Below are 23,434 nucleotides of genomic sequence, written 5' to 3'. Positions count from 1 at the left end.
TGTGGATGCGTGCGGTGCGGGTTGAGCATTCAGTGCCGGTTCAATAGGCTGCGCCAATGATCCTGCCTCAAGTGAGGCAGCCAGACGGGGAGTTTTACGTGCTATTTTCTGCCATCCTGCTGCTGACGGCTGCCCCGGCGGCTGTCCCGGCGATCCCCGAACCGAAGCCAGCCGAAATGAGCTCGGCCGAAATTCGAGCGCACAACAAGACGCTTGACCGCACCCACCCCTATTTCATCAAGTGCGTGCGCGAGGCGGATACCGGTTCGCTGGTGGCGCGCAAGCCCGTGTGCAAGACCAATGAGCGCTGGTCGTTGATGGAGCGCCATACCCGCGCTGCGGCTGACCAGATGGCTTCGGACATGACCGCGCGATCTGCTTCGAGCAGCGGCAACTGAATTATCAGAGCAGGGAGAGTCCCGATGTTTGCAATGCTTGCGGCTTCGCTTTTGTTCACCGCTGCCGGTCCAGCAGTGACCACCGCACCGGTTTCTGCAGGCGAAGTGGTCGCGGTTGATCCTAAGAAGATGAGCCAGGCTCAAATCCGCGCACATAACGCCAATCTGCAGCGTACCGATCCAAACTATATCCGCTGTGTCCGATCAGCGGAGATTGGTTCGCTGGTCGCACGCAACTTCAGCTGCCGGACCGTGGCACAGTGGGATGCGGCTGACCGGGCGGGGAACGAGGAAATGCGCCGCGTTGCCGATGCGATGTCCAGCAAGGCCGTCAACAGCAACTAGCGCGGGCGGCCCGGATCCTGCCGGGGCAAGCCAAGGAGGACCGCGATGTCGTTTCTTGCCACCATTCTGATCCTCGCCAGCGCTCCGTCAGAAACGCCGCCGCTGATTACCGGACCAATCCTGATGAAATCGTCGGAAATTCGCGCGTACAATGCCAGCCTGACACGCGATCATCCCAACTATATCCGCTGTGTGCGTGATGCGGAGACTGGTTCTCTGGTTAAGCGCAACCAGGCCAAGGTGTGCCGGACCAATCAGGAATGGGCCAAGATCGAGTCCGAAGGAAATGAAAACGCCCGCGAGACCGCAGATCGGATGCGCGGCATGCGGCCGCCGGATGAGCAGTTCGAATCGCTGAATAATCCAAACTAGGGTGCGAGCAGGCGTTAGTTCGCCTGCCGGACGACACGCACGCCAGGCTGGCCATTGATGCTGGCGATGTAACTGCCAAGTGCGGCCTTGCGGATGCGAATTTTCTGCCCGGGCTTCGGGTAGGTATTGCGGCCGTCAGTCTGCTTCCAACGCGCCCCATCGTCCAGGGTGAAGGTCGGAAAGCCGTCACTGGCCATACGGATGGCTGCGATCTTGCTTTCGATCTCGGTCACTTCTTCGTCTTTACCGCCACCGAACAGCTTGAGGCTCGGCAGCGCGAGGCCGAACAGGCCCTTCTTCGCTTCGCGCACAGTCGCGCGGTCCGTCACGACCAGTTCGTTGGCCGCCTTCGCAGTGTTCAAGGCCTCGACCGCCCGGTCATAACAGCCCAGCCGCGCCATTGGATCTGCGATGGCTTTGCAATCTAGTACGGCTTGGAAAACGGCCGGGGCGGGGCCGGTTATATCCGCCTCCTTGTCCCTGGCCTGCACCGGCAGGGCAACAAGACCAAAGCCGGCAAGAACAACCGCTGAACGGAACATGGTGCACTCCTTGGCCGCGTTTGACCAAACCATGCCGCCCCGGCCGGTTCAGGTCAATCGCACAGCACCGCGCTTGATTCGCCCGGCCTGACCGGCCATTCCAGCAAGATGCCGAGGCGCGTGCTTTCCATTCTGCTGCTGTGCGGCCTCGTCCCGGCTATCTGGCTGCGCGAACCTCTTCCCCCGGAAAACTTCAGCCAGAGTGTCCAGATGAAGCCGTTGCCGCTGCCGCAAGCGGCCCTGGGTCCGTTTCGACTGGTGGGCGCATGGCACCTGACAAGCTCCAATAGCCGCTTTTTCGGGTTCTCGACGCTTACGGTTAGTTCAAGCGGTGATCTGACGGCGTTCAGTGATACTGGCATGCGGCTCGACATGCCGCAGCCTGGCCTGAATGGCTCAAAGCGCAACACCGCAGGGCACGATGGCTCTACCCGCATTGTCCCACTCATGGCGCGGCGGAGTGCATTAAAAGCTTACCAGGATGTCGAGGCCGCGGCACTGGACCCTTCCACCGGCACATTCTGGCTCGCGCTCGAGGGACGAAATGTTTTCATGCGGACAGATGTTGCTGGGTCGCGGTCCGAATCAATCGGTGGCCCGGAGCTGGCCGGCTGGCCGGCCAACAGCGGGGCCGAAGCCATGGCTAGGCTGGCCGACGGGCGTTTCCTCATCCTGGCCGAGGCTGGCGGGCCAGATCACGAAGGCCGCTTGCTTCCGCATGCCCCTGATGGAAAGGACCGGGCACTGCGGTTTCGCTTTCGCGCGCCTGAAGGCTATCGCCCAACCGACGCTGCGCAGCTTCCTGATGGACGCGTCCTGATCCTCTTGCGGAAACTGCGGTGGCCGATGCCGCCGCGCTTCAGCACCTTGCTGCTACTGGCCGATCCGGCCATGATCCGCGCAAGCGGTGAATGGTCGGGCCAGGTACTGGCCGACTTCGACGGCACCGGGCTAGAAGACAATTACGAAGGGCTGGCGATCGAAGCCGGGACGGCTGGCCATCTCACGGTTTGGCTGATCAGTGACGACAACCGGGCGGTTACCCAGCGCTCCTTGCTGTTAAAACTCGAATTGCGGTTGCCGGACCTGCCGCAGCGCACCCTTCAGGCAAAGCAAAAGGCGCCCGGCTAACCGGACGCCCTTGCTCTATTTCAGCGCGGGCTCGAAAGCCCGCCGTGAATCAGGCGGCCTGAGCCTTCACCAGTTCGCGCTTCACCTTCAGCGCATTGGCCGAAAGCTTGCTGTCGACGGTCTTCAGCAGCCAGTTGTCAAGCCCGCCGACGTGCTCAACCGAGCGCAGGCCGTGGGTCGAAACGCGGAACTTGAAGCTGCGGTCCAGCTTTTCCGACATCAGCGTGACGTTCTGCAGGTTGGGCAGGAAGACGCGCTTGGTCTTGTTGTTGGCGTGGCTGACGTTGTTGCCAACCTGACGACCCTTGCCGGTCAGTTCGCAGATGCGGGACATGTGAAAACTCGCTTAGAAAAAAGGGCTACCCGTTTAGGCAGAAGGCGCGCCCTTACCGATTCACCCTTGTGTGGTCAAGTTATACCGGCCATTTCCGCGGAAATGAGCCGCTGGCCGCTTCCCGAACCGATGCAGAAGGCCCTTGATGAGGCCCGACTTGGCGAATCTGCCGGAGAAGTGCCGATTGGCGCGGTTGTGGTCAGGGATGGCGCGGTGATCGCTGCGGCGCATAACCAGCCGCGCAGTCTGGCCGATCCGACGGCCCATGCTGAAATCCAGGCGATTCGCGCGGCGGCCAAGCTGCTGGGTAACGAGCGACTCGATGGCTGCGAGCTGTGGGTGACCCTGGAACCCTGCCCGATGTGCGCCGGGGCGATCAGCCACGCCCGAATCGGCAAGCTTTACTATGCCGCCAGCGATCCGAAGGGCGGTGCGGTAGAGCATGGTGCGCGGGTGTTTGAGCAGGCGCAATGCCTGCACCGGCCCGAAGTCTACGCCGGCATGGGCGAGGCTGAGGCTGCCGAACTGCTCCGCGGCTTCTTCAAGGCGCGTCGCTAAAGCCCGCGTGAGATTTTGACCCCCGCACATTGCGCGAATCACAGCGGGGTGAAGTCGAGTCCGATGTCAGCTGCAGGAGCGCTTTGGGTGAGGCGGCCGACCGAGACATAGGTCACCCCGGTTGCGGCAATGGCTCCAATCGAATCAAGCCGCACCCCGCCTGAGGCCTCGCTCGGCACGCGGCCGGCGATCAGCGCAACGGCCTGGCGCAGGGTCGGCACGTCCATGTTGTCGAGCAGCAAGTGGCTCGCCCCGGCGGCCAGTGCTGGTTCGATCTGGTCAATGCGATCGACCTCGCAAATGATATCCTGGATCCCGGCGTCCCTCGCCCGGCGCACGGCTTCGCCCACGCCCCCGGCGACGAGGACATGGTTGTCCTTGATCATCGCGGCGTCCCACAGGCCCATTCGGTGGTTCTTTGCGCCACCCATCCGGGTGGCATATTTCTCGAGATGACGCAGGCCGGGGATGGTCTTGCGGGTATCGAGCAGGGTGGCATGGCCCTGCATCGCGTCGACATAGGTGCGCGTCATCGTGGCGATGCCCGAAAGGTGCTGGACCGTGTTGAGCGCCGATCGCTCGGCCGTCAGCATCGCCCGCGCATTGCCGGACAGGCGCATCAGGTCAGTGCCGGCCCGAACCTGCGCGCCCTCTTCCACCAGCACCTCGATTTCCATCGCTGGATCAAGCGCACGGAAGAAGGCGACGGCGATCGGCAGGCCGGCAACGGTGATTGCGTCGCGGCTGTCCATCACTCCGGCAAAACGCGCTTCGGCCGGGATCACGCTTTCGCTGGTCACATCGTGCCCGCCGCCGGGCAGCCCTAGCCCCAGGTCCTCGTCCAGCGTAGCCCGGACAAAGGCTTCGAGGTTGAACCCCGCAAGTTGCCAGCCCCCCAAAGTCAACTCCTCAGTGCACGAACCGCGCGACGACATCGCGGTAAGAGCGGCTGACCTTCACGTCGGCGCCGCTTTCCAGCACCAGGAAGCATTCGCCATTGGTGTGCGGCTTGACCTGACGGACCTGGTTGAGGTTGACGATCCACGAACGGTGAACCCGCTGGAACACGCGCGGATCAAGCCGGCGCTCCAGGTCCTTCATCGTTTCGCGCAGGATCAGGCTGTTGTCGGCAGTGTAGATCACCATGTAATCGCCCGCCGCTTCGATCCGTTCGATCGAATCGACGTCGACCCGGAAGATCTGGCCCTTGTCCTTGATGTTGATGAGCCGTTCATAGCGCGCCGCGGCCGGCTCGCCCTCGTCGGGCATGGCTTCCATGGCATCGGGAGCCACTTCTGCAAGGACGTTCTTAAGCTTTTCGGCTTCTTCGGCCGAGCGCTTCTCAGCCAAGCGCAGGCGCACACGCTCCAGCGTGTCGGCTAGCTTGTCCTCGTCGACCGGCTTCATCAGGTAATTGACGGCGTTGGCCTCGAACGCGCGGACAGCGTGTTCCTGATAAGCGGTAACAAAGACGATCAGCGGCGGTTCGATTTCCATCACGCCCTTGACCACGCTGAAGCCGTCAAACCCCGGCATCTGGATATCCAGGAAAACGAGGTCGGGCTTTTCGGTCTTGATCTTGCGGATTGCCTCGCGCCCGTTCGAGCAGGTATCGATGATCTCGACATCGGGGAAGGCCTGGAGGCGCAGCATGAGCCCCTGGATGGCCAGTTTTTCATCATCGACCAGGATCGTGCGAATGGTCATGGGGGCGGTCCTTGAATGGGGTCAGCCAGCAAGCGCAGGGGTGCGCAAGGCCGGAGAAACAGCGGCGGGCTCACGCCGCTCAAAAGGTAGTTCGATCAATACGGCAAAGCCGCCTTCGGGTGGTTCCATGGTCTCGAAACGATGCATCTCGCCATAGGCCTGAGCCAGCCGGTCGCGAATGTTGGCTAGGCCTACTCCGGTTGAAACTTGTTCCCCGCCGTCGAAGGTCACGCCCGCAAACCTGTTGTCGTTGCCCGAGTTTTGCAATCCCGGCCCAGTATCCGAGACGACGATGCGAAGGTTCGGTCCGACGAGTTGCGCCGTGATGGTGATCTCGGCTCCGGCCTCCTGCGGGCTGACGGCATATTTGATCGCGTTTTCGACCAGCGGCTGAAGCAACAGCGAGGGCAGCAAGGCCACCTCTGCCGCTGGATCGATTCTGAAGCTGGTCCGAAGCCGTTCCTCAAACCGCATCCGCTCAATTTCAAGGTAAAGCTTCAGCGTCTCGATCTCCTGCGCCACGGTCACCCGCCCGGTCGGTTCGTTGACCAGGGTGTAGCGCAGGAACGAAGACAATCGGCTGAGCATGGCATTGGCCGGCTCGGTCTGCTTGAGCAGTACCAGAGTGGAGATCGAGTTCAGCGTATTGAACAGGAAATGCGGGTTCAGCTGGTAACGCAGCATTGCGAGCTGGGCTTGGGTCGCCTGGTTTTCCAGCCGGATTAGCTGATCGTTCTGCTCCTCGATCTGCAGGAAGAAGTTGATCGCGTAATAGAGTGCCGACCAAGCGCCCAGCAGGGTCAGGCCGATATAGAACAGGCCGATGAAACGCGAAGCGACCCCGCCGGCGGCATCAGCATAATAGAGAGCGTTTACCCAAGCATCGACGAAGACGTAGAGCCCGACTGCTATCGGCAGGACCAGGGCCGTCACGCCCCAGGTCACCAGCGGTCGCTGGTTGATCAGCTGGCGATAGATAACCGAGAGAATCAACGTGATCGAGAAGCCGGTCACGGTCGATATCACCACCAGAACCAGGTAGCTGAGCTCGACGCCATTGGCGATGCCGGACATGGCGCGCAGCAGCATGGCACCCAGCCAGCCGGCGGCCTGCAGGCGCCAGAATGCCCGGTTCTTGTTGGCGAAAAAGGGGGTCGGACGGAAGGGCAGCACGGCCATGCGGCATAGCCTAGCAGAAAAACGCTCCTGCTCGCGAATGTTTTGCGCAAGGCGTGAGTTTGGATTAGCCTTGCTGCCAAACGGGAGAGAAAAATGGCCGATATCGACAGCCCCATCCAGCACGGCAGCCATGAGCGTGCCAAGTTCCGCGCCATGACCGAAGGAACCCAGGAAGACTGGTCGTTGATTTCGGGCGAGTACATGGCCTTTGCCAAGGACCTGCCGGATCGCGTCCTAGCCCACCTCAAGCTGCTGGACGGCGATTTCGGCGGCTTCCCGGTCGACCGGCTGCAGCACTCACTCCAGACCGCGACGCGGGCCCACCGTGACGGGCGGGACGAGGCCTATGTCATCATGGCTCTGCTGCACGACATCGGCGATACCCTTGGCACCTATAACCACCCTGAAGTCGCGGCCTCGATCATCAAACCATTTGTTTCGGAAGAGATCCATTGGATCTGCCAGAACCATGGTGCGTTCCAGGGGCATTACTATTTCCACTACATTGGCATGGACCGCGATATCCGCGAGCGCTTCCGCGGTAATCCCTATTTCGACGCCTGTGCTGAGTTCTGCGAGAAGTACGACCAGGCCGCCTTCGACCCGGACTACCAGAGCGAGTCGCTGGAATTCTTTGAGCCGATGCTGCGGCGGGTCATGGCCCGGCCGATCAATTCCATGTACGCTAAGCTGGCCGAATAGAATCTATTCTTTCGGCGCGGCCTTGGCCGCGTCGATGGCCTCCTGAAGCACTTTCTGCCCGACTGCGCCGGCCATCAGCTGCTTGCCGATGACCCAGCTGGGGGTCCCATCGATCCGCAGCTGGCGGGCGAAATCGAGGTTCTGCTTAATCTCCGCCTCGACACGCGGTTCGGCAATCACCTTGCGGGCCAGGTCCAGGTCGAGCCCGGCGCGCGCAGCGGCAGCCTGTATTGTGTCAGCCGCAGGACGGCCTGCTGCAAACATCGCCTTGTGGAAGGCTTCGAACTTGCCCTGCTCGGCCGCAGCAAGCGACCAGCGCGCGGCATCGGCGCTGGCCGGGGACAGGATCGGCAGTTCGCGGATCACGACCTTGAGATCGGGATTGGCGGCAATCAGCGCCTCAACTTCGGGCACTGAAGCCCGGCAATAGCCGCAGGCATAGTCGGTAAATTCCACCAGGGTGACCGAGCCGTTGGGGTTGCCCAGCACGGCGCCCGGGAAGGGCGCGGTCAAGGCGTTGCCGGCGCTGGCTACCTGCTTGCCATCCTCGCGCGCCTGCAGCCGCTCCATTGCCTGCGGCAGGATTTCCGGATGCTCAAGGATGTAATTGCGAACGATTTCCTCGATCGCGGCCTTGTCGCCCGGTTGTTGCCGGGTACCTAGCAGCCAGCCGCCCAGCCCGCCGATCAACGCAACGATGACCAGGGCCAGGATTACCCAGGGCGATCGGGATTTTTCTTCGGTTCCAGACATGCGGGCAGGCCTACCGGCGTTTCTGCGACCGTTCAATCTCGGCGCGTGCCTGCATCGCAATATCCTGGGCACGGAGCCAATCAGCCGATCCCTTGGGCAACTGGGCCTCGGCCGCTTCGGCGCTGCGCAGGGCCTGCGGCATCTGCCAGTTCAGCACTTGCTGTTCGGCGCTCGCCAAATGGGCGCGGGCCATGTCGCCATTCGCGGCGTAGACGACCCCTAACTGGTACCAGGCAAAGGGGTTCTCGCGGTCACGCGCGACCGCATTCTTAAGTACCTTTTCCGCCTCGGCGAAGTTTTGGGGGTTTTCAGTTGCGATCAACGCATGGCCAAACGTGGTCGCGATCAGCGGCTGGTTGCCTGACAAGTCCGTCGCCCGGCGCAGGGCATCGAGCGCTTCGGCCGGCTTGCCGGTTTCGAGCAGGATTTGGCCCTTCAGCTCAAGGAAATAGGGATCAGTGGGAGACTTCGCGAGCAAGGCATCGGCTTCGGCCAGGGCCTTGTCGGGGAAGGCCTGGCGGTGGAAGCCATAGGCCCGGGCATAGCGGGCCGGCACGTCGGTCATGGTTTCGGGATAGGTGCGCATGATCTGCGCCGGTTCACCCAGATAGCCAAACAGCTTGGCCTTGGCGCGCTGGAAGCGGGCTTCAAGTTTGGGATCAAGCGGCGCGTTCCAGGCCGGGTCACGCTCATAGGTGTCCTGCAGGGTGGCGATGCGGTCCCCGGTCATCGGATGGGTGCGATAGAATTCGTTGTCCGGCGTGCGGGTGTAGCCATAGCGGAACTCCATGTTCTGGAGCTTCTTGAAGAATTCCACCGATCCCCGGCCGGTGATCCCGGCCTTGGACAGATATTGTGCGCCGGCGGCATCGGCGGTCGATTCCTGGCTGCGGCTGAAGGCCAGATACTTGCCCAGGGCTGCCTGCTGCCCGGCCATGATCACGCCCATGGCCGCGTCGCCGGCACCAGCGGCCGCTGCCGCTGCACCGAGCAGCAAGGACAATATGCTGATATTGCCAGCAGCCTTGCTGCCGCCATCGCTGATGATGTGACCACCAGTGATGTGGCCCAACTCGTGGGCGATCACGCCCTGAACTTCATTAGCGGTACTGGCGGCATTGAGTAGGCCGGAATGGATGTAGACTGCCTGCCCGCCCGCCACAAAAGCGTTGAGCGAGGAATCGTTGATCACCACAACATCGACGTTGTTGGGATTGAGCCCGGCGGCTGTAATCAACGGCGCGGCCATATCGTGCAGCAACGCTTCGGTTTCGGCATCGCGCAGAATTGATTGTGCTGTCGCCGGCTGCGCCATCAGCGTTATCGCGGCGATCAGGGCCAACAGTCGGGAGATCAGGCGCATGGGCAGTCTTTACTCAGCCGCCGCCTGAACCGGTGCTGAAGATTGCTGCAAACTGCCAAGAAAGGCCTGGACCGGGGCACTGACGCTGGTGTCGCGGGCGAAGGGTTGGGCCAGCTTGAGCACGGGCCCCGCATGATCGACCCCGGGCAGGATCACCAGTTCGGCGCGGCCGCCGCGCTCGGTCAGCGCCTTGGCCAGAACCTTGCTGTTGCGCGGTTTGACTGTCGTATCTGCATCACCGGTCAGAAGCAGCATCGGTGGCGCATCGCCGCGGGCAAAGGTGATTGGCTGGGTCAACTTGGGATCTGCGACATGGCCGAATGCCTGGCGGGCGGAATCCGAGGTGAAGGGATAGAAATCGTAGGGCCCCGATAGACCGACAACCCCCTTCACAAAGTGGTCGGGCAGGCCCTGGCGCCCAAGCCATTGCCGTTCCAACCCCAGCATGGCCACGGTATGGGCCCCGGCGGAATGGCCCATCAACACAACCTTGTCCGGATCGCCGCCAAAACGGGCAATGTTCTGCGCGGTCCAGGCTACGGCCATTGCCGCGTCTTCCAGCATGTGCGGGTAGACGCCATCGGGGCCTAGCCGGTAGCCCGGCAGCACCACAACATAGCCCGCCCGGGCAAAAGTGCGGCCAACAAAGTGGTAGTCCTCGGGGCGGCCTGAATTCCATGAACCACCATGCACGAAGATCAGTACAGGATGCGGTCCTGGCGTGCTGGGCGCAACGATATCCAGCCGCTGGGCTGGCACCGGGCCATAGCGCAAACCGGTTGCGGCAATTTGCGTCCCGTCCGTGCCACCGACTGTGCGATCCGCCAGGTCGAGCAAACCAACCGCACCCGCGGCATGGGCATAACGCCAGCCCGCAAACAAGGCCGCAGCCAGTAAGAGCAGGACGGTCACCGTCCAGCCGATCCAGCCCATGCGCCTGCCTTTCGCCATCATAACCATGGCGGCGGTCTAGCGGGCAAAAGCGAAGGGCGCCATGCCCTTCGGCACGGCGCCCGACTCGCTGAGGGGTTTATTGCCGATGTCAGCCAATCAGCTTGCGTGCAGCCCGCTCCAGCAGCGGCACGTCATCGCCGATTTCGCCCAGCAGGACCACTTCGCCCGCAGGCAGGCGGCGGGCCACGAGCAGCGTGAATTCGCTGCCTTCGCCCGGCACCGCGTTAAGTGGGGTCGTTTCGAGCTTGCGCAGCTTGCGGGCCAGCGCTTCACGCGGGGTATCGCGCCCAGCATCATCCACCCCGGCTTCGACGCGCTTAGTCCGGCGCTCGTCGTTGACCACGCCCTTCAGCCCGCCGGTGGCCTGGGCCAGGTACTGGCCGAGCTGGCCGCGCGGGATGCCGACGCGGTGCGCGTGGCTCAGCGCGGTGGCATATTCGGTCAGGCGGGTCTTGTCGTAATCTGCACCGAAAACCAGCTTTACCACCGGGGTCATGGGTGCCCGGTCCTGGACCGTTAAGCCATAGTTGGCGACCAGCTCGCTGAACTCAGCCGGGGCTTCGGCCGCGGCGATGGAGAAATCGTAGGCCCGGCCAATCGCAGCATAAAGCGCCTGGCGGGTGCGGTCCTCGCTACCGCGGGCGGCTTCGGCCAGCTGGCGGGCAGAGGCCAGCCAGTCAGTTAGGCCCATCTCCGCATCGTTCGGATCGCCAAAGCTAGGCTCAGGGAAGGCAAGAAGGTCTGCGCCGTCGGTTTCGAATGCGCCCAGATCAAGAATGTCGTCGCCCTCGCTGCCAGCATTTCCGGCAAGGTCGGCGGGGCCATCAGCCCAGTCAGTCAATTCATCGTGGCGGATCTCCGGTGCGCCCACTTCCAGCGCCTGTTCGATTTCCAGCAGCAGCGCATCGGTGGTGCGCTGGTCGGCCAACTCCTTCCAGTTGATCACGCCATAGATGAAGTCGATGGTGTCATCGTCGCTGGAGAAGGGCAGAAGAATTCCGCGGTAAAGGATGGTGGCTTCGCGCTGGTTGACGAATTCCGCTTCGAACCCGATTGGCGCCTGATTGGCCAGGATCTGCATGTAATGATCGGTAATGCGCGACAGCAGCGATCGGCTGGGCACGTCGGCCAAGGTCTCGATCTGCGCATCGGTGCCGCACTCAACGGCAAGTGCAGAGCCAAGGTAGCGGATCGAAGGGTTATCGATCCCCGCTGTAAAATCCAGCAGCACGCTGTAGGGGGCGAAGTCCGGCAGCCGTTCCGGCTCGAGATCCTCGATCGAGGGCAAGGCGCGGTCACCCAGCAAGCCCGCCCAGTGATTGTAGGCGCGCACCTGCATCCGACGCTCGTCCTGGCCAACCGGGTTCGGTGGCAGATCGTTTAGCGTCTCGTCATCGTGACTGTCGAGGTCGGGCCATTCATTGCCGGTCTCGGCCTGGTCCGAAAAATTGCCCCGAAACGTATCCATGTGGCTACCCCACCCGTGTGTCTATGTGGGGTTTCTCGCGCAACATGGTAAATTATCGGTTAAGCTGTGCCAAAGTCATTGGCACCGCTCATGACGTCACACACGCGCCGCGCAAAGCACTGCCGAAGCTTAGAGAAGATAGCGGATTCGGGCCGTTTGTTCGACTGCGGTGCCAGCTACGTCGAAGGCAGCCTTATCGAATTTCGGCGGCCCCATCGTTACCGGCGCATCCCGGGAAAACCCGTAGCCCTCTTTCGGCATGATCAGGGCCATGTCCATTTTGCGGTTGGCGTTTTCGTCATGGATCAGCGAGATCGCATAACGGCCCGCCGGGACGGGACCGAAGTTGATCCGCACTGTTGCCGCGGCGGGGACGATAGCCTGCTTGGCGGCGGGATCCTTGCGGCAATCGGGGAAGCCCTTGGGCTGGGCGGTAAGGCAGGCCAGGACCTGCCCCTTGGTGTTGCGCAGGCCGGTGACCACCACGCTCACCTCGGTCAGGGGCGGCGGCCCTGCCCCCAGGAGCGGCAGGCCCAGGGTCAGAGCGAGGATAGGCCGCGATCCGTGCCGCACAGCCGGTCCCAAACGCGAAAATAGAGGCCGTAATTGCATTGATAGTTCTCATGATGCCGCTGGTGGTGGCTCGCTGTTATCAGCCAGCCCCCTAAGCGCGAATGAACGAGGCGGGCAGGGAACAACTCCCAGCCCATATGGTTGGTAATCCCCATCAGCGTCATGATTGCCAGGACCAGACCCAGCAGGGCGACATGGATCGGGATCAGGAACGCCAGCGCCGGGATAACCACGGCACCGGTCACGGCCTCCCACGGGTGGAAGCTCATCGCGGTCCAGGCTGTGGGCGGGCGGCTGGCGTGGTGCACGGCATGGGCCCGGCGGAACAGCCGGGGGCGGTGCATCCAGCGATGGGTCCAATAGAACCAGGTGTCGTGCGCAAAGAGGTAAAGCAGGACCGATAGCGGTGCATACCACAGCGGGTAATCGGCGAAGTCGGTATAGATCCGGGTCCAGCCCAGCTGTTGCCAGCCCCAGGCGACGATCCCGGCCGGAATGCCATAGATCGCAGCCGAGGTTAGCGACCAGCCAATTTCCTGCCTGATCTGGCGCTCCAGACCTTCGTACAGACCGGGCCGGATGATCCTGGTGGCCCAGGCAAAAGCCCCGCTGGTCGCAAGATAGCGCAGCGCGACAATCACCGTCATCGCGCCTGCCGACCAAACGGCCGCTTGCCATCCCGAACCAGTCAGACCCTGCATAGGCAGGCCTTATGCCGCGCCGTGAGGCGCGGCGCCAGCACTGTTAGCGGGCGTCGCGGCCTTTGCCCCGGAACTGGCCGGGACCGCGCGACGCGCCCTGGCCGCCGCTGCGTCCACCTTCATTGCGACCACCTTCACGGCGGTCACCCCCAGGCCGACGGTCACCGTGCGGCGCACCGCGGCGCTCGCCCTGTGGCTTATCGCGGCGCTCGCCTTGGCGAGCCGGGCGCCGGTCAGGGCCGCCGGGTCGACGATCACCCTGCGGTGCGGGGCGGCGCTCGCCTTCGGGCCTGGCCTTGGGCATCATGCCGAATTCGCGCGCTTCACGTTCTTCGGCGGCAAGCGGGTTGAAGACCGGGCCACGCTGTTCGCGCGGGGCCCATTCCTGCCGCACGCGTTCGTTGCGGTGGTACTGGTCGCGGCTCTGCCCGTCGCGGCTCTGTCCACCGGGGCTGCGGTTGTTGTTCCGGCCCCCGCGACTCTGGCCACCGCGCGGCTGGCCGCCACGCCCGCGGGCATCGCGTTCCTCGCGGCGGGCATCCTGCTCGGCCTCGGCCGGCTTGCGGCTGGGCAATGGCAGGCGGGCGGCTTCCTTCTGGAAATCATCCGGCAAGGGCATCGGATCCAGCTTCACTCCGGTCAGCCGCTCGATGTCCTTGAGATAGGCCTTTTCGTCCGGGGCGCAGAAGCTCTGTGCAATCCCGTCAGCCCCGGCGCGGGCCGTGCGGCCGATCCGGTGAACATACTGTTCCGGCACGTTGGGCAGTTCGAAGTTGAACACGTGGCTGACGCCCGAAACGTCGATCCCGCGGGCGGCAATGTCGGTTGCGACGAGCACCGGGGTCGAACCCTTACGGAAAGCCAGCAGCGCGGCGGTGCGCTGGGCCTGGCTCTTGTTGCCGTGAATTGCCGCGGCATTGACGCCGGCGGTGGACAGGTGGCGCACCACCCGGTCCGCCCCATGCTTGGTGCGGGTAAAGACCAGCGCCCGGTCGATCGAGCCATCGGCCAGGCCAGCCCGCAGCCGCAGCGAAAGCAGCGCCTGCTTCTCCGCCTGGTTAAGGAAGGTCACGTACTGCTCGACACGTTCAGCCGTGGTGGCCTGCGGTGTCACTTCAACGCGCACCGGGTTCTGGATGAACTGCTTGCCGAGGTCGGCAATCGCCTTGGGCATGGTGGCCGAGAAGAACAGGCTCTGGCGCTCCTTGGGGAGCAGATTGGCGACGCGCTTTAGCGGCACGATAAAGCCAAGGTCCATCATCTGGTCGGCCTCGTCGAGCACGAAGATCTCGACATTGCGCAGCGTCAGCGCGCGCTGGTCGATCAGGTCGAGCAGGCGGCCGGGGGTGGCCACCAGGATATCGCAGCCCGGGACGAGCGCGCGGGCCTGCTTGCCGACGGGGATCCCGCCGAACACGCACTGGACCGACAGGTTCAGGTACTTGGCATAGCCGCGCATGTTCTCGGCAATCTGGGCAGCCAGCTCGCGGGTGGGCGAAAGCACCAGCATGCGGCACGAAGCATTGCTGCGCGCCTTGGGGTTGGCTGCCAGGCGGTGGAGTGAAGGCAGCGAGAAGGCCGCGGTCTTGCCGGTGCCGGTCTGGGCGATGCCCAAAAGGTCGCGTCCCTCCAGCAGCGCCGGGATCGATTGACGCTGGATCGGTGTGGGATCGGCATAGCCCTTGGTTTCAAGGGCACGGATCAGGGGCTCGGCCAGGCCAAGGTCGGTAAAATAGGTCATGAAATTCTCTTCAATATGAAGCGGCGCAGGCGGAATGATCCCGCCATGCGAAGCAAGGTGTCGTTCGATGCGACCCTGCGTGAAAGAGGAAGCTTCAGCGAATGCGGCGATCGTACGTTCGGGCAAGTCTTCCGTTGAAACGGTGACCTCACGCTGCCGGAACTGCGGCGGAAACAGGGCCCGCACGCCGATTGCAGAGGCCGAGCTAGTGCAGATTGCCGCAAAAAGCAAGAAAATTGCGCTGGCACGCGGCCCACGGCTTTGGCAGGGTGTGGCTATGTTGACCCGCCATATCCTTGCGCCCGTCGCGCTGATCGCCGCCACCCTCCTTTCCACGCCGGTCTTCGCTACGCCGCCCAGCAAGGCTGAGCAGGCGATGATCGCCACGGTCGATGCCGAGCAGGCGCGCCACCTTGATCTGCTGGAAAAGCTGGTCAACCAGAACAGCGGGACCCGCAATCTCAAGGGCGTGCGGGCGGTTCACGACATGCTGGTGCCCGAATTCGAGGCTTTGGGCTTTACCGTGCGCTGGGTCGATCAATCCGCGGTTGGCCGCGCCGGACATTTCATTGCCGAACATAAGGGCAAGAAAGGCACCAAGCGGCTGCTGCTGATCGGGCACCTTGATACGGTGTTCGAGCTTGACCATCCGTTCCAGAAATTCGAGCGGGTCAGCGCCGACAAGGTCAAGGGTCCGGGCGCGGCCGATGACAAGGGTGGGGTGGTCGCGATGCTCGCCGCGCTGCGCGCCATGCACCAGGCCGGAACGCTGAAGGGCGCCAATATCGAGGTGGTCCTGACCGGTGATGAGGAAGAGGCCGGGCTGCCACTTGCGATTGCGCGCGCCGATCTGATTGCAGCGGGCAAGCGCGCCGATGCCGCGCTCGACTTCGAAGGGCTGAGCCAGGAAAACGGACAGGACATGGGCTCGATTGCCCGGCGCTCGGCCGGCAACTGGCAGGTCACCGTCACCGCCCGCAGCGGTCATTCAAGCGGGATTTTTTCCGACAGCGCGGGGGAGGGTGCGATCTATCCGCTCGCCCGGATCCTGTCCGCCTTCCGCAAGGAGCTGCCCGAACCGAACCTGACCTTTAACGTGGGCATGGTGGCCGGCGGGGCCAGCGCGGCCATTGCCCCCAGCGGAGCCAATGCCGAGGCAACCGGCAAGACCAACATCATTCCCAGTGTGGCCGTGGCGATGGGTGATGTCCGCGCGCTCAGCCGCGAATCGATTGCCCGCACCGAAGCAAAAATGCGCGAGATCGTCGCCCGCCCCTTCAACGGCGGCGAGGCCAAGCTGGTGTTCGAAGACAAGTATCCGCCGATGGCCCCGACGGCCGGCAACCGTGCACTGCTGGACAAGCTGAACGGCGTTAACGCCACGCTCGGGCTGCCGGCGATGGCCGCTCTGGACCCGCTTAAGCGCGGAGCGGGCGATGTCAGCTTTGTTGCGGCTGACGTTGATAGCCTGGTGGGCCTGGGTCCAGCCAGTGCCGGCGACCATACTGCCGCCGAGACTGTTGACGTGCCCAGCCTGTGGCGTCAGGCCAAGCGGGCGGCGCTGCTGATGACCCGACTTTCGCGCGAGCCGGCGGCCAAGCGCTAGGACCCAGGACCGTGCATGGTCCGGAATCGCCCTGCGACGGGACCTGTCAGATTGACCGGGCCACTGGCTGGTGCCGGGGCTGCAAGCGCAGGGTGGATGAGATTGCCGATTGGCCGATGCTTTCCGTGCGCGGCAAGCAGGCGATCCTGCGGGGTCTAAAGGATCGGCGTTAGCTCCAGGCCGCCAGGCCCGGATCGACGAAGCTCTGCTGGCGGCGCAACGCGGCGCGGGCCAATCGCTCAACCTCAGCCTTGCGACGCGCGGCGTTAAGCGGGATGGTCGGCGCAGGGCGGAGGATCTCCGCGTCATAGCCATCGGCCACGATCAAGCCGCAGCGTTCGGGCTGGAAGGCATCAGTTTCCATGCAAGCCCGATCGAGATGCGCGGCGAGGCCCCAGTAAAACCGGTCACAATGATCCAGGTAATCGGTCCACTTGGCATCGCCCATCAGGTCTGCCTTGCTGACCTTGATCTCTACAATCACCAGGTGGCCCTTGGCATCTATCCCCATCAGGTCGGCCCGGCGGTTGGATCGCAGCGGCATTTCCGAAAGACACCAGATGTCGTTGCGCGCAAACAGCCGGCAAATGCCACGGGCAACCGCTTGGGCGGCTTTCAGTTCGGCATCAAGGGTTACGGGGTTCGCAGTGCCAGTCATTCCAGAAGCATAGGAACAGACCGGGAACTGCGCAAGTGTTCAGGTGAAGCGGCGCGGGGCCAAAGCCTCACCCGGTGGCGGAACGAGCGCCATCAATCCATTGCGGGCGGCCAGATACTCTTGCCACAGTGCCTGCGCTGGTATCTTCGGGTTGATCCCGCGGGCGTGCACGGAAAGCAGCGCGGCGATACCGGGTTCCATGACTGCGGCCAGGTCATCGATGCCTTGTTCGGCCATCGTGCGGCGCCATCCTCCTGCGTCGCGCATCGTTGCCGGGAAGTGACGGAGCTCAGGCTTCAGCGGTTCAACCGTGATGCCTGCAAGCATGGCGACCACACCGGCCGCGTCGTTCAGCGCGGCCCACTTCATGCTCATCGCATTGGCAGATGCCTGGCCGAAGTCGGCCCGACCCGATCCTGGCAGCATGCCTGCTGGCGGAACGATCGGCGTTGCAAAGGGGGGATGATGCGCATTCATAGCCAGTCGTCATAGTTAAAGCGTCTTGCCAAATAGCTAATTTCGCGGCCGGGAGGTTTCCGGGCCAAATTGCGCTGGCGCAAGTGCCGCCGTGCTGCTAACCGCTCGCCCTGCTTTGGCACCCGTAGCTCAGCTGGATAGAGCGCTGCCCTCCGAAGGCAGAGGTCACAGGTTCGAATCCTGTCGGGTGCGCCATTTGCGAACAATGGCGCGGCCAACCGTTATCTAAAGCATTGATGAAAAGAATTCCGCCTCAAGCGGCAGCATGGCGGCGCCAATGGCACAGGCGTCGACGCTCGTCTGTGAAAGCACCAACTTGGGCAGTGGCCGTGGTTCGTGGCGTCGGGCATCGTCGAACAGTTCGATGGCGGGTATCATCTTCTCGGCCAGGCTCTTTGGGAGACGCCCGCCCAGTACAATTGCCTCGGGATCAAGCAATGCTGAGATCGAAGATGCAATCAGCGATAGTGGGTCCCGGCTCTTTTCGATCCACTCATCCACACCGGGCCAATCGGGGTCAAAGTTGGCGAGCATCGCCGAGATGCCGTCCAGATCGACTCCGTGCCTCCTGAGTGATTGCAGCAGGGTTTCCAGAGTAGGCAGCTGGTAGAGGCGCCAGGGGAGGATCAGCCCTATTTCACCGCCATTACCGTGCGTACCGCGCATCAGGTGGTGGTTTGCGATAACCCCGCCACCGATACCTGCGGCGACGAACATATAGACAAAGTCAGAGTAGGCCCTGCCGGCGCCTAGAAAGCTCTCGCCGATTGCAGCTGCATTGCCATCATTTTCGACCCAGGCCGGCAAGCCCAGCGCTTCGCTGAACAGGGCATCGAGAGGTATCATCGCAAATTCGTCGAGCGCTGGGGGAGGGTTGTAGCGGGCCTTCCCATCAAGACAGTAGCCGGAGATCCCGATCCCAATCCCGACCAGCCGCTCGCGGGCTTCTGGGCGCGCGGCGAAGAACTGTTCCTTGGCCTCGGCGATCTTTGTGAAGACTGCTTTCCGGCTCATCACCGGCATGTCGAAGTAGGCGTAGTCGACCACGTTTCCGGCGAAGTCCATCAACAGGATCGACATGGCGTCAGTCATCAGGGCCAGCCCTAACGAGAAAGCATAGCCCGGCGCGATCGCGATTTCGAAGCTGGGTTGCCCGCGCTTGCCGTTTGAGCGCCTCTCCCCAAGCTCAAGCGCGCCACGTGTCACTAGATCGTTGACGAGACGCGAGACTGTTTGCTGCGAAAGTCCGCTGCGACGGGCCAATTCAGGCTGGGTCGTGCCGATGCCGCGCAGGACCAGGCTCAGCAACTGGCTTTCACTATCGGATGGTTGCCTGAACTTCTGAGCAAATGGTTGCGACGATAACATCTGCACCCCATCGCAAATCAGGCATTCAAGAGCAACGGCCATAAAACCCCCATTAATACTCAACGTGGGTTGAAATGGGGGCGAGGTGTCGATAAGAGCGCCTTCGATAAGGTCGAATGTACGACCGCCAGGTGAGGAGAGGTCTGATGAAGCGCATCTCAAAAGTGATGCTTGCAAGTGTTTCGTTGCTCGCATTTTCGCCCACGGCGCTGCTGGCGCAAACCAAGGCCGATGCGGCTAGCAATGACGAACAGGCGTCGGCGGAAGAAATCGTCGTGACGGGCACCAGCCGTTCGCGCATCTCGCTCGACACACCGCTGGCTGTGAGTCAGGTCAGCGCAGGGGCGCTGGCACGGGCGGGTGTCAGCAGCCAGGCAGACATTCTCAACACCATTCCGACGATCAAGGCTGATGGCGGCGGCGGCGAGGTGGCGTCAAACGTGTTTGTGAAGGGCCTGCCCTCGGGCGGCCAATACCAGTTCACGCCGCTGATGTATGACGGCATCACGTTGCTTTCGTCGTTCGGTCTGAACTCGTCGGCCTATGACGTTTACGCACGGAATGATCTTGGCATCCAGCGCCTCGAATTTGTTCGCGGCGGGGTTTCAAACCTGTTCGGGCCTGGCTCGGTTGCGGGTCTGATCAACTACATCAGCAAGACCGGCACCGATAAACTGGAAGGCACCGTTCAGCTCGAAGTCGCCGAGGGCGATCGCTATCGCGGTGATGTCGCGCTCAGCGGCCCCCTGGCCAACAACCTCTATTTCTCGGTTGCTGGCTTCTACCGCACCGATAAGGGGCCGCTCCGCACCAATTTGGACACGAAGGGCGGCCAGATCCGCGGTAATCTTGAGTATCGCTTCGCCGATGGCAGCGGTAGCGTCAAAGTGCTGGGCCAATACATCAATGACCAGGCACAGTTCTATCTTCCCATCCCTCTGAACGGCACCACTCGTGAGCGGCTTGTCGGCAATGATGGCGCCTCGGTGGAATCGGTTCAGAACAATTTTTCCAGCAGCCTTGGTTTCCGCACGCCAACTGGCACCTTTAGCTCGGAGATCGATGAAGGGGTGAAAACCAAGGGCGGTTTTATCGGCCTGACCTTCGATAAGGACTTCGGTGACAGCGGTTGGGCCTTGAACGGTAAGTTCAAGTACAGCGACTACAAGCACAAGTTCGGCCTTTGGTCGGATGGTGACGGTGTCATCAACGTGCCCGAAACCCTGCAGAGCTTCCTGACCAACCGAGGCCTTGGCAGCCTTGCCAATGCATCGTTCACGTTTGTTGGCGGCGGTGCGGTTCCGGCGAACTATCTGCTGTTCGCCAACCGCATTACTGACCGTATCCGTCCAGCCACTGACTTCACCGGCGAACTTAATCTGACCAAGAAGCTGGCGACCGGTGGCATCGACCATGCCATCACCCTTGGCGGTTTCCACGGCCGGGCGAGTGCTGGCGATTACAACGTCACCACGACGTTCCTCGCTGAGTTCAACAATACGCCGCGACTGGTAAACCTCACCGTCACCAACCCGCTGACCAACGTCCAGACCGTTGTCTCGGCCAATGGTCTGCTAAATGCCGGGGCTGGCTACGTTAACAATCGCCACAAGGCAGAGCGCCTCGCCGGCTATCTGGCAGACCAGATGAAGATTGGTGACCGCTTCAACTTTGACATTGGCGCCCGCATCGAACGGATCAACGGTGATGTCAGCCGCGAACGTACCTCAACCGTGGTAACCGATGCATCGACCCCGAACCTTTCGACTGCTCTGCGTGACGTGATCTGGGGTAATGGCGGCTTCCTGACCGGCAAGGTTGAAACCACTGAATGGGCGCTTGCGGCAGGTGCGCTTTACAAGCTGACCGATCGGATCAGCGTCTATGCCAACGCATCGCGCGGGTTCTTCTTCCCTGAACTGCGTTCGGCTGGTTTCCGTCCGCTTCCGGCTGGAACAGCAGCGAATGCCAGTCTCGCTCCGGGTATGCAGAGCTACACGGCGGAAATCATCAAGCAGGGTGAAGCTGGTATCAAGATTAGCCAGCCTGGGATCTCCGCAACTGCTTCGTTCCTTTACACCCGGCTCGACAACCGCCGTCAGGTGTTGTTTGTCAACGACGGTGCGGGTGGATTTACCGAGCGGGTCAATCTGGTCGGGACCGAATCCTACGGTGTTGAAGCGACTCTGGATCTGAAGTTGACCAACGCGCTGCGCTTTAGCGGCAACCTGACGGTCCAGCAGGCAAAGTACATCGCCTTCGACACGACGCCGGCCAACATTGGCAAGAAAGTCGAGCGGCAGCCTCAGGTGCTCTACAACGCCGGGCTGTACTATGACGATGGTCGCTTTGATGCCTCGATCTTCACCAATTACACCGGCGATAACTTCACGGCATCTGCCAACACAATCGAGCTTAAGGGATGGAATGTCGCCAACCTTGACCTGGGTTACAAGGTGCCGCTGGGTGAATCGTCTGTCCGGCTCAGCCTAAACGTCTACAATCTGTTTGATACTGCAGCTGTGACCGAAGGATCGCCGCGGCAGGATAACAACCAGACCGCCAATGGTGCATTCTTCGTCGGCCGCCCTGTGCTGCCGCGCCGGATCACGGGCCGACTGACCTATAGCTTCTAATCGTCACACATACCTGCGGCGGGGGCAGAACAAATTGTCCCCGCCGCTTCCCATACTGAGGGTTGCGCCGGCTCTTTAAGGCGGGGATTGTTGTTCCATGAGTAATCGCGAACAGTTGACCGATTACTTCCTGCACGGCGTTGCGGCGAGCAGTCCCAGATTGACCATGCCGGCGGTCTTGCCCACCATCGCGCCGCCGGGCCGAACGATCGTTTTGGGCTGCGGCAAGGCTGCGGCGGAAATGGCTCTGGTCGCCAGCGAACATCTGGCGGGTCCGGTCACAGGGTGCGTAGTGACCCGTCATGGCCACAATGTGCCCCATCCGCCCGCGGCGATCGAAATAATCGAAGCGCGCCACCCGGTCCCTGACGGCCTGAGCCTTGAAGCCGGACACCGCCTTTTGCAGCTGGCGGCTGAAGCCGGGCCTGATGACCGTGTAATTTTTCTGATCTCTGGGGGCGGCTCTTCGCTGCTTTGTGCCCCTGTTGATGGGCTGGCGTTCGAGGGCAAGCAGGAGATTACCGACTGGCTGGTCCGTTCGGGTGCCGGCATTGAAGACATCAACCTGGTCCGGCGCCATCTGTCGCGGATCAAGGGCGGCCGGCTGGCCGCCGTTGCAGGGGCCCGTGGGGCAGACCTTCTGACCTGCGTAATTTCCGATGTGGCGGGCGATGATCCTGCATTAATTGCTTCCGGCCCAAGTATCGGTGCTTCTTTTGACCCCGATGCTGCCATCGCGATCTTGTCTCGCGCTGGCTGGGATGTAACCGCCGACCTTGCTGCTGCAATTCATGAGAATAGGCCGCCACAAGTGCCCGAGCATCCTGTCCGGGTGCTGGCGACCAACGCTGATGCATTGCAGGCTGTTTCCGATCGCGCCAGGCAGGAGGGTTGGAATGTGGTCAACCTCGGCGGGGACCTCACTGGCCATGCGGCAGATACGGGCCAGGCCCACGCGGCCATTGCCCGCGCATATTGCGCAAAACCTGGACGACATTTGTTGCTTTCCGGCGGTGAATTGACCGTTCTTCGCGCTAGCGCAAATGGTCGCGGCGGGCCTAACCTTGAATATCTGACAGGGCTGCTGGGCGCGCTCTTGCCCTCTGATCCGATCGAGGCCCTGGCAGGTGATAGTGACGGGATTGACGGGACAGAAGACAATGCTGGCGGATATATCTCTGCCAGTTGGGCCGACCCCCAGGCTGCGGCGCAGGCGCTGGCGGCCAACCGTAGTTACGATCTCTTTGAGCGACTTGGCGGCCTGATCAAGACCGGGCCAACCCGCACCAATGTTAACGACATCAGGATGATTGCCGTGGAAGGGCCCACACCATGAACAAGGACCTCGATTGCCGGGCACAGGAGATCCTCCGCCGCAATGATCGCGGTGGCTATACTGTCCCTACCCACGGACTCTATCCGTTCCAGTGGAACTGGGATTCGGCTTTCGTTGCACTTGGCTTCGCCGAATTCGACCGTGAACGCGGCTGGCAAGAGATTGAAACACTGAGTTCGGCTCAATGGGACGACGGGATGATCCCGCACATCGTCTTTCATCAAGACGATGATGGGTACTTCCCTGGTCCCGGCGTATGGGCCACTGGGAAAACGCCCGCCACGTCCGGGATTACCCAGCCGCCAGTTTTGGCCAGCGTGGTCCGCCAGTTATGGGAACAGGAAGGCGCCGACCCGACGCATCCGCGAATGCGCAAACTATATGCCGCCTGCGTCAAGAGCCACCGCTGTGACCGGCCCCCACTGAGTGGTCCGTTCGGTTTGTTAGTGCATGATCGCCTCCTGCGCCATGGCTGGCCGTAGGTGGAGCGAAGCGGAACCGGAGGGCAGCCATGGCGATGGCGCTGTTTCTG

General features: G+C 62.4%; 26 protein-coding genes, 1 tRNA gene and 1 pseudogene. 12 read left to right on the top strand and 16 right to left on the bottom strand.

The features are described 5' to 3' along the window. The first annotated feature begins 98 nt into the window (after positions 1-98). From RQP55_RS08830 to RQP55_RS08820, 3 genes are all read left to right on the top strand, one after another. A complete protein-coding gene (locus RQP55_RS08830) occupies positions 99-398 on the top strand; it encodes a hypothetical protein (RefSeq protein WP_315609818.1) in 300 nt (99 codons plus the stop codon). Between the two features lie 75 nt (positions 399-473). Continuing rightward, entirely contained in the window at positions 474-743 is a 270-nt protein-coding gene (locus RQP55_RS08825) for a hypothetical protein (protein WP_315609817.1), read from the top strand. A 45-nt stretch (positions 744-788) separates the two neighbouring features. Further along, positions 789-1,115 carry a hypothetical protein gene (locus RQP55_RS08820; protein ID WP_315609816.1) on the top strand — a complete coding sequence of 109 codons (327 nt, stop codon included), beginning with the start codon at positions 789-791 and terminating at the stop codon, positions 1,113-1,115. A 14-nt stretch (positions 1,116-1,129) separates the two neighbouring features. Here RQP55_RS08820 and RQP55_RS08815 read toward each other — a convergent pair whose 3' ends face one another. Beyond that, positions 1,130-1,516 carry a hypothetical protein gene (locus RQP55_RS08815; protein ID WP_315609815.1) on the bottom strand — a complete coding sequence of 129 codons (387 nt, stop codon included), beginning with the start codon at positions 1,514-1,516 and terminating at the stop codon, positions 1,130-1,132. A gap of 249 nt (positions 1,517-1,765) precedes the next feature. Between RQP55_RS08815 and RQP55_RS08810 the strand changes: the two genes are divergently transcribed. Beyond that, on the top strand, positions 1,766-2,788 hold the full coding sequence (locus RQP55_RS08810; protein WP_315609814.1) for an esterase-like activity of phytase family protein: 1,023 nt from the start codon (positions 1,766-1,768) through the stop codon (positions 2,786-2,788). 49 nt (positions 2,789-2,837) lie between these two features. On the opposite strand, the gene rpmB is transcribed toward RQP55_RS08810, so the two are convergent. After that, the gene (gene rpmB / locus RQP55_RS08805; protein WP_315609813.1) at positions 2,838-3,122 is read right to left on the bottom strand and encodes a 50S ribosomal protein L28; all 285 of its coding nucleotides are present in this window, start codon (positions 3,120-3,122) and stop codon (positions 2,838-2,840) included. Positions 3,123-3,224: 102 nt separating this feature from the next. Between rpmB and RQP55_RS08800 the strand changes: the two genes are divergently transcribed. Further along, complete coding sequence (locus RQP55_RS08800) at positions 3,225-3,680, top strand: nucleoside deaminase (protein WP_315609812.1); 456 nt, start codon at positions 3,225-3,227, stop codon at positions 3,678-3,680. A 38-nt stretch (positions 3,681-3,718) separates the two neighbouring features. Here the strand turns inward: RQP55_RS08800 and nadC are convergent, their stop codons facing one another. The 3 genes from nadC to RQP55_RS08785 are packed head-to-tail and all read right to left on the bottom strand — an operon-like array spanning position 3,719 to position 6,566. Then, the gene (nadC, locus tag RQP55_RS08795; protein WP_410000280.1) at positions 3,719-4,579 is read right to left on the bottom strand and encodes a carboxylating nicotinate-nucleotide diphosphorylase; all 861 of its coding nucleotides are present in this window, start codon (positions 4,577-4,579) and stop codon (positions 3,719-3,721) included. Between the two features lie 10 nt (positions 4,580-4,589). Further along, positions 4,590-5,387, bottom strand: coding sequence for a LytTR family DNA-binding domain-containing protein (locus RQP55_RS08790; RefSeq protein WP_315609810.1), 798 nt, complete (start codon positions 5,385-5,387; stop codon positions 4,590-4,592). A 21-nt stretch (positions 5,388-5,408) separates the two neighbouring features. Continuing rightward, entirely contained in the window at positions 5,409-6,566 is a 1,158-nt protein-coding gene (locus RQP55_RS08785; protein WP_315609809.1) for a sensor histidine kinase, read from the bottom strand. Positions 6,567-6,659: 93 nt separating this feature from the next. On the opposite strand from RQP55_RS08785, the gene RQP55_RS08780 reads away from it, so the two are divergent. Then, entirely contained in the window at positions 6,660-7,268 is a 609-nt protein-coding gene (locus tag RQP55_RS08780) for an HD domain-containing protein (protein ID WP_315609808.1), read from the top strand. A gap of 3 nt (positions 7,269-7,271) precedes the next feature. Here the strand turns inward: RQP55_RS08780 and RQP55_RS08775 are convergent, their stop codons facing one another. The 7 genes from RQP55_RS08775 to RQP55_RS08745 all read right to left on the bottom strand — a co-directional run bounded on the left by RQP55_RS08775 (position 7,272) and on the right by RQP55_RS08745 (position 14,821). Continuing rightward, positions 7,272-8,021: a DsbA family protein gene (locus RQP55_RS08775; RefSeq protein WP_315609807.1), complete on the bottom strand. Its 750-nt coding sequence runs from the start codon at positions 8,019-8,021 to the stop codon at positions 7,272-7,274. A 10-nt stretch (positions 8,022-8,031) separates the two neighbouring features. Then, complete coding sequence (locus RQP55_RS08770; RefSeq protein ID WP_315609806.1) at positions 8,032-9,384, bottom strand: M48 family metalloprotease; 1,353 nt, start codon at positions 9,382-9,384, stop codon at positions 8,032-8,034. A 9-nt stretch (positions 9,385-9,393) separates the two neighbouring features. Continuing rightward, complete coding sequence (locus RQP55_RS08765) at positions 9,394-10,344, bottom strand: alpha/beta hydrolase (protein ID WP_315609805.1); 951 nt, start codon at positions 10,342-10,344, stop codon at positions 9,394-9,396. 82 nt (positions 10,345-10,426) lie between these two features. Further along, positions 10,427-11,806, bottom strand: a complete 1,380-nt coding sequence (locus tag RQP55_RS08760; protein ID WP_315609804.1) for a hypothetical protein — start codon at positions 11,804-11,806, stop codon at positions 10,427-10,429. A gap of 129 nt (positions 11,807-11,935) precedes the next feature. Continuing rightward, positions 11,936-12,379 carry a DUF2141 domain-containing protein gene (locus RQP55_RS08755; protein ID WP_315609803.1) on the bottom strand — a complete coding sequence of 148 codons (444 nt, stop codon included), beginning with the start codon at positions 12,377-12,379 and terminating at the stop codon, positions 11,936-11,938. Then, on the bottom strand, positions 12,346-13,080 hold the full coding sequence (locus RQP55_RS08750; protein WP_315609802.1) for a sterol desaturase family protein: 735 nt from the start codon (positions 13,078-13,080) through the stop codon (positions 12,346-12,348). Before RQP55_RS08750 ends, RQP55_RS08755 begins: the two co-directional genes overlap by 34 nt. 43 nt (positions 13,081-13,123) lie before the next feature. Next, positions 13,124-14,821, bottom strand: a complete 1,698-nt coding sequence (locus tag RQP55_RS08745; protein WP_315609977.1) for a DEAD/DEAH box helicase — start codon at positions 14,819-14,821, stop codon at positions 13,124-13,126. A 277-nt stretch (positions 14,822-15,098) separates the two neighbouring features. Between RQP55_RS08745 and RQP55_RS08740 the strand changes: the two genes are divergently transcribed. After that, positions 15,099-16,427, top strand: coding sequence for a M20/M25/M40 family metallo-hydrolase (locus tag RQP55_RS08740; protein ID WP_315609976.1), 1,329 nt, complete (start codon positions 15,099-15,101; stop codon positions 16,425-16,427). Then, positions 16,358-16,600, top strand: coding sequence for a DUF1289 domain-containing protein (locus RQP55_RS08735; RefSeq protein WP_315609801.1), 243 nt, complete (start codon positions 16,358-16,360; stop codon positions 16,598-16,600). The genes RQP55_RS08740 and RQP55_RS08735 overlap by 70 nt, the downstream gene beginning before the upstream one ends. On the opposite strand, the gene RQP55_RS08730 is transcribed toward RQP55_RS08735, so the two are convergent. Then, positions 16,597-17,085, bottom strand: coding sequence for an MmcB family DNA repair protein (locus RQP55_RS08730; protein WP_315609800.1), 489 nt, complete (start codon positions 17,083-17,085; stop codon positions 16,597-16,599). The two genes, RQP55_RS08735 and RQP55_RS08730, sit on opposite strands and share 4 nt — an antisense overlap. Positions 17,086-17,124: 39 nt before the next feature. Continuing rightward, positions 17,125-17,511: a hypothetical protein gene (locus RQP55_RS08725; RefSeq protein ID WP_315609799.1), complete on the bottom strand. Its 387-nt coding sequence runs from the start codon at positions 17,509-17,511 to the stop codon at positions 17,125-17,127. A gap of 169 nt (positions 17,512-17,680) precedes the next feature. Here RQP55_RS08725 and RQP55_RS08720 point away from each other — a divergent pair. Continuing rightward, positions 17,681-17,757, top strand: a tRNA-Arg gene (locus RQP55_RS08720). A 30-nt stretch (positions 17,758-17,787) separates the two neighbouring features. Here the strand turns inward: RQP55_RS08720 and RQP55_RS08715 are convergent. After that, positions 17,788-19,125: an ROK family transcriptional regulator gene (locus tag RQP55_RS08715; RefSeq protein ID WP_315609798.1), complete on the bottom strand. Its 1,338-nt coding sequence runs from the start codon at positions 19,123-19,125 to the stop codon at positions 17,788-17,790. On the opposite strand from RQP55_RS08715, the gene RQP55_RS08710 reads away from it, so the two are divergent. The 3 genes from RQP55_RS08710 to RQP55_RS08700 all read left to right on the top strand — a co-directional run bounded on the left by RQP55_RS08710 (position 19,077) and on the right by RQP55_RS08700 (position 23,384). After that, positions 19,077-21,566, top strand: a complete 2,490-nt coding sequence (locus RQP55_RS08710; RefSeq protein WP_315609797.1) for a TonB-dependent receptor — start codon at positions 19,077-19,079, stop codon at positions 21,564-21,566. The two genes, RQP55_RS08715 and RQP55_RS08710, sit on opposite strands and share 49 nt — an antisense overlap. Before the next feature lie 97 nt (positions 21,567-21,663). Continuing rightward, positions 21,664-22,902: a glycerate kinase gene (locus RQP55_RS08705; RefSeq protein ID WP_315609796.1), complete on the top strand. Its 1,239-nt coding sequence runs from the start codon at positions 21,664-21,666 to the stop codon at positions 22,900-22,902. Further along, entirely contained in the window at positions 22,899-23,384 is a 486-nt protein-coding gene (locus tag RQP55_RS08700) for an MGH1-like glycoside hydrolase domain-containing protein (RefSeq protein WP_315609795.1), read from the top strand. Before RQP55_RS08705 ends, RQP55_RS08700 begins: the two co-directional genes overlap by 4 nt. Here the strand turns inward: RQP55_RS08700 and RQP55_RS12080 are convergent. Further along, positions 23,346-23,434: pseudogene (locus RQP55_RS12080) on the bottom strand (integrase catalytic subunit); the annotation flags it as partial. The gene RQP55_RS08700 and the pseudogene RQP55_RS12080 sit on opposite strands and share 39 nt — an antisense overlap.

The organism is Novosphingobium sp. APW14 (assembly GCF_032337075.1).
GTDB lineage: Bacteria > Pseudomonadota > Alphaproteobacteria > Sphingomonadales > Sphingomonadaceae > Novosphingobium.
The sequence above is the reverse complement of the archived record's forward strand: the minus strand, read 5'-3'. Positions and strand labels throughout refer to the sequence as shown.

What these genes read in the sequence shown, in the direction of transcription:
- RQP55_RS08810 (WP_315609814.1), top strand. Translation starts at nt 1,766, where the DNA reads ATGCCGAGGCGCGTGCTTTCCATTCTGCTGCTGTGCGGCCTCGTCCCG.
- RQP55_RS08730 (WP_315609800.1), bottom strand. Translation starts at nt 17,085, where the DNA reads ATGACTGGCACTGCGAACCCCGTAACCCTTGATGCCGAACTGAAAGCC.
- RQP55_RS08770 (WP_315609806.1), bottom strand. Translation starts at nt 9,384, where the DNA reads ATGCGCCTGATCTCCCGACTGTTGGCCCTGATCGCCGCGATAACGCTG.
- RQP55_RS08765 (WP_315609805.1), bottom strand. Translation starts at nt 10,344, where the DNA reads ATGGTTATGATGGCGAAAGGCAGGCGCATGGGCTGGATCGGCTGGACG.
- RQP55_RS08800 (WP_315609812.1), top strand. Translation starts at nt 3,225, where the DNA reads ATGAGCCGCTGGCCGCTTCCCGAACCGATGCAGAAGGCCCTTGATGAG.
- RQP55_RS08705 (WP_315609796.1), top strand. Translation starts at nt 21,664, where the DNA reads ATGAGTAATCGCGAACAGTTGACCGATTACTTCCTGCACGGCGTTGCG.
- RQP55_RS08785 (WP_315609809.1), bottom strand. Translation starts at nt 6,566, where the DNA reads ATGGCCGTGCTGCCCTTCCGTCCGACCCCCTTTTTCGCCAACAAGAAC.
- rpmB (WP_315609813.1), bottom strand. Translation starts at nt 3,122, where the DNA reads ATGTCCCGCATCTGCGAACTGACCGGCAAGGGTCGTCAGGTTGGCAAC.
- RQP55_RS08725 (WP_315609799.1), bottom strand. Translation starts at nt 17,511, where the DNA reads ATGCTGCCAGGATCGGGTCGGGCCGACTTCGGCCAGGCATCTGCCAAT.
- RQP55_RS08790 (WP_315609810.1), bottom strand. Translation starts at nt 5,387, where the DNA reads ATGACCATTCGCACGATCCTGGTCGATGATGAAAAACTGGCCATCCAG.
- RQP55_RS08760 (WP_315609804.1), bottom strand. Translation starts at nt 11,806, where the DNA reads ATGGATACGTTTCGGGGCAATTTTTCGGACCAGGCCGAGACCGGCAAT.
- RQP55_RS08750 (WP_315609802.1), bottom strand. Translation starts at nt 13,080, where the DNA reads ATGCAGGGTCTGACTGGTTCGGGATGGCAAGCGGCCGTTTGGTCGGCA.
- RQP55_RS08780 (WP_315609808.1), top strand. Translation starts at nt 6,660, where the DNA reads ATGGCCGATATCGACAGCCCCATCCAGCACGGCAGCCATGAGCGTGCC.
- RQP55_RS08775 (WP_315609807.1), bottom strand. Translation starts at nt 8,021, where the DNA reads ATGTCTGGAACCGAAGAAAAATCCCGATCGCCCTGGGTAATCCTGGCC.
- RQP55_RS08740 (WP_315609976.1), top strand. Translation starts at nt 15,099, where the DNA reads ATGTTGACCCGCCATATCCTTGCGCCCGTCGCGCTGATCGCCGCCACC.
- RQP55_RS08700 (WP_315609795.1), top strand. Translation starts at nt 22,899, where the DNA reads ATGAACAAGGACCTCGATTGCCGGGCACAGGAGATCCTCCGCCGCAAT.
- RQP55_RS08710 (WP_315609797.1), top strand. Translation starts at nt 19,077, where the DNA reads ATGAAGCGCATCTCAAAAGTGATGCTTGCAAGTGTTTCGTTGCTCGCA.
- RQP55_RS08815 (WP_315609815.1), bottom strand. Translation starts at nt 1,516, where the DNA reads ATGGCGCGGCTGGGCTGTTATGACCGGGCGGTCGAGGCCTTGAACACT.
- RQP55_RS08715 (WP_315609798.1), bottom strand. Translation starts at nt 19,125, where the DNA reads ATGCGAGCAACGAAACACTTGCAAGCATCACTTTTGAGATGCGCTTCA.
- RQP55_RS08820 (WP_315609816.1), top strand. Translation starts at nt 789, where the DNA reads ATGTCGTTTCTTGCCACCATTCTGATCCTCGCCAGCGCTCCGTCAGAA.
- RQP55_RS08745 (WP_315609977.1), bottom strand. Translation starts at nt 14,821, where the DNA reads ATGACCTATTTTACCGACCTTGGCCTGGCCGAGCCCCTGATCCGTGCC.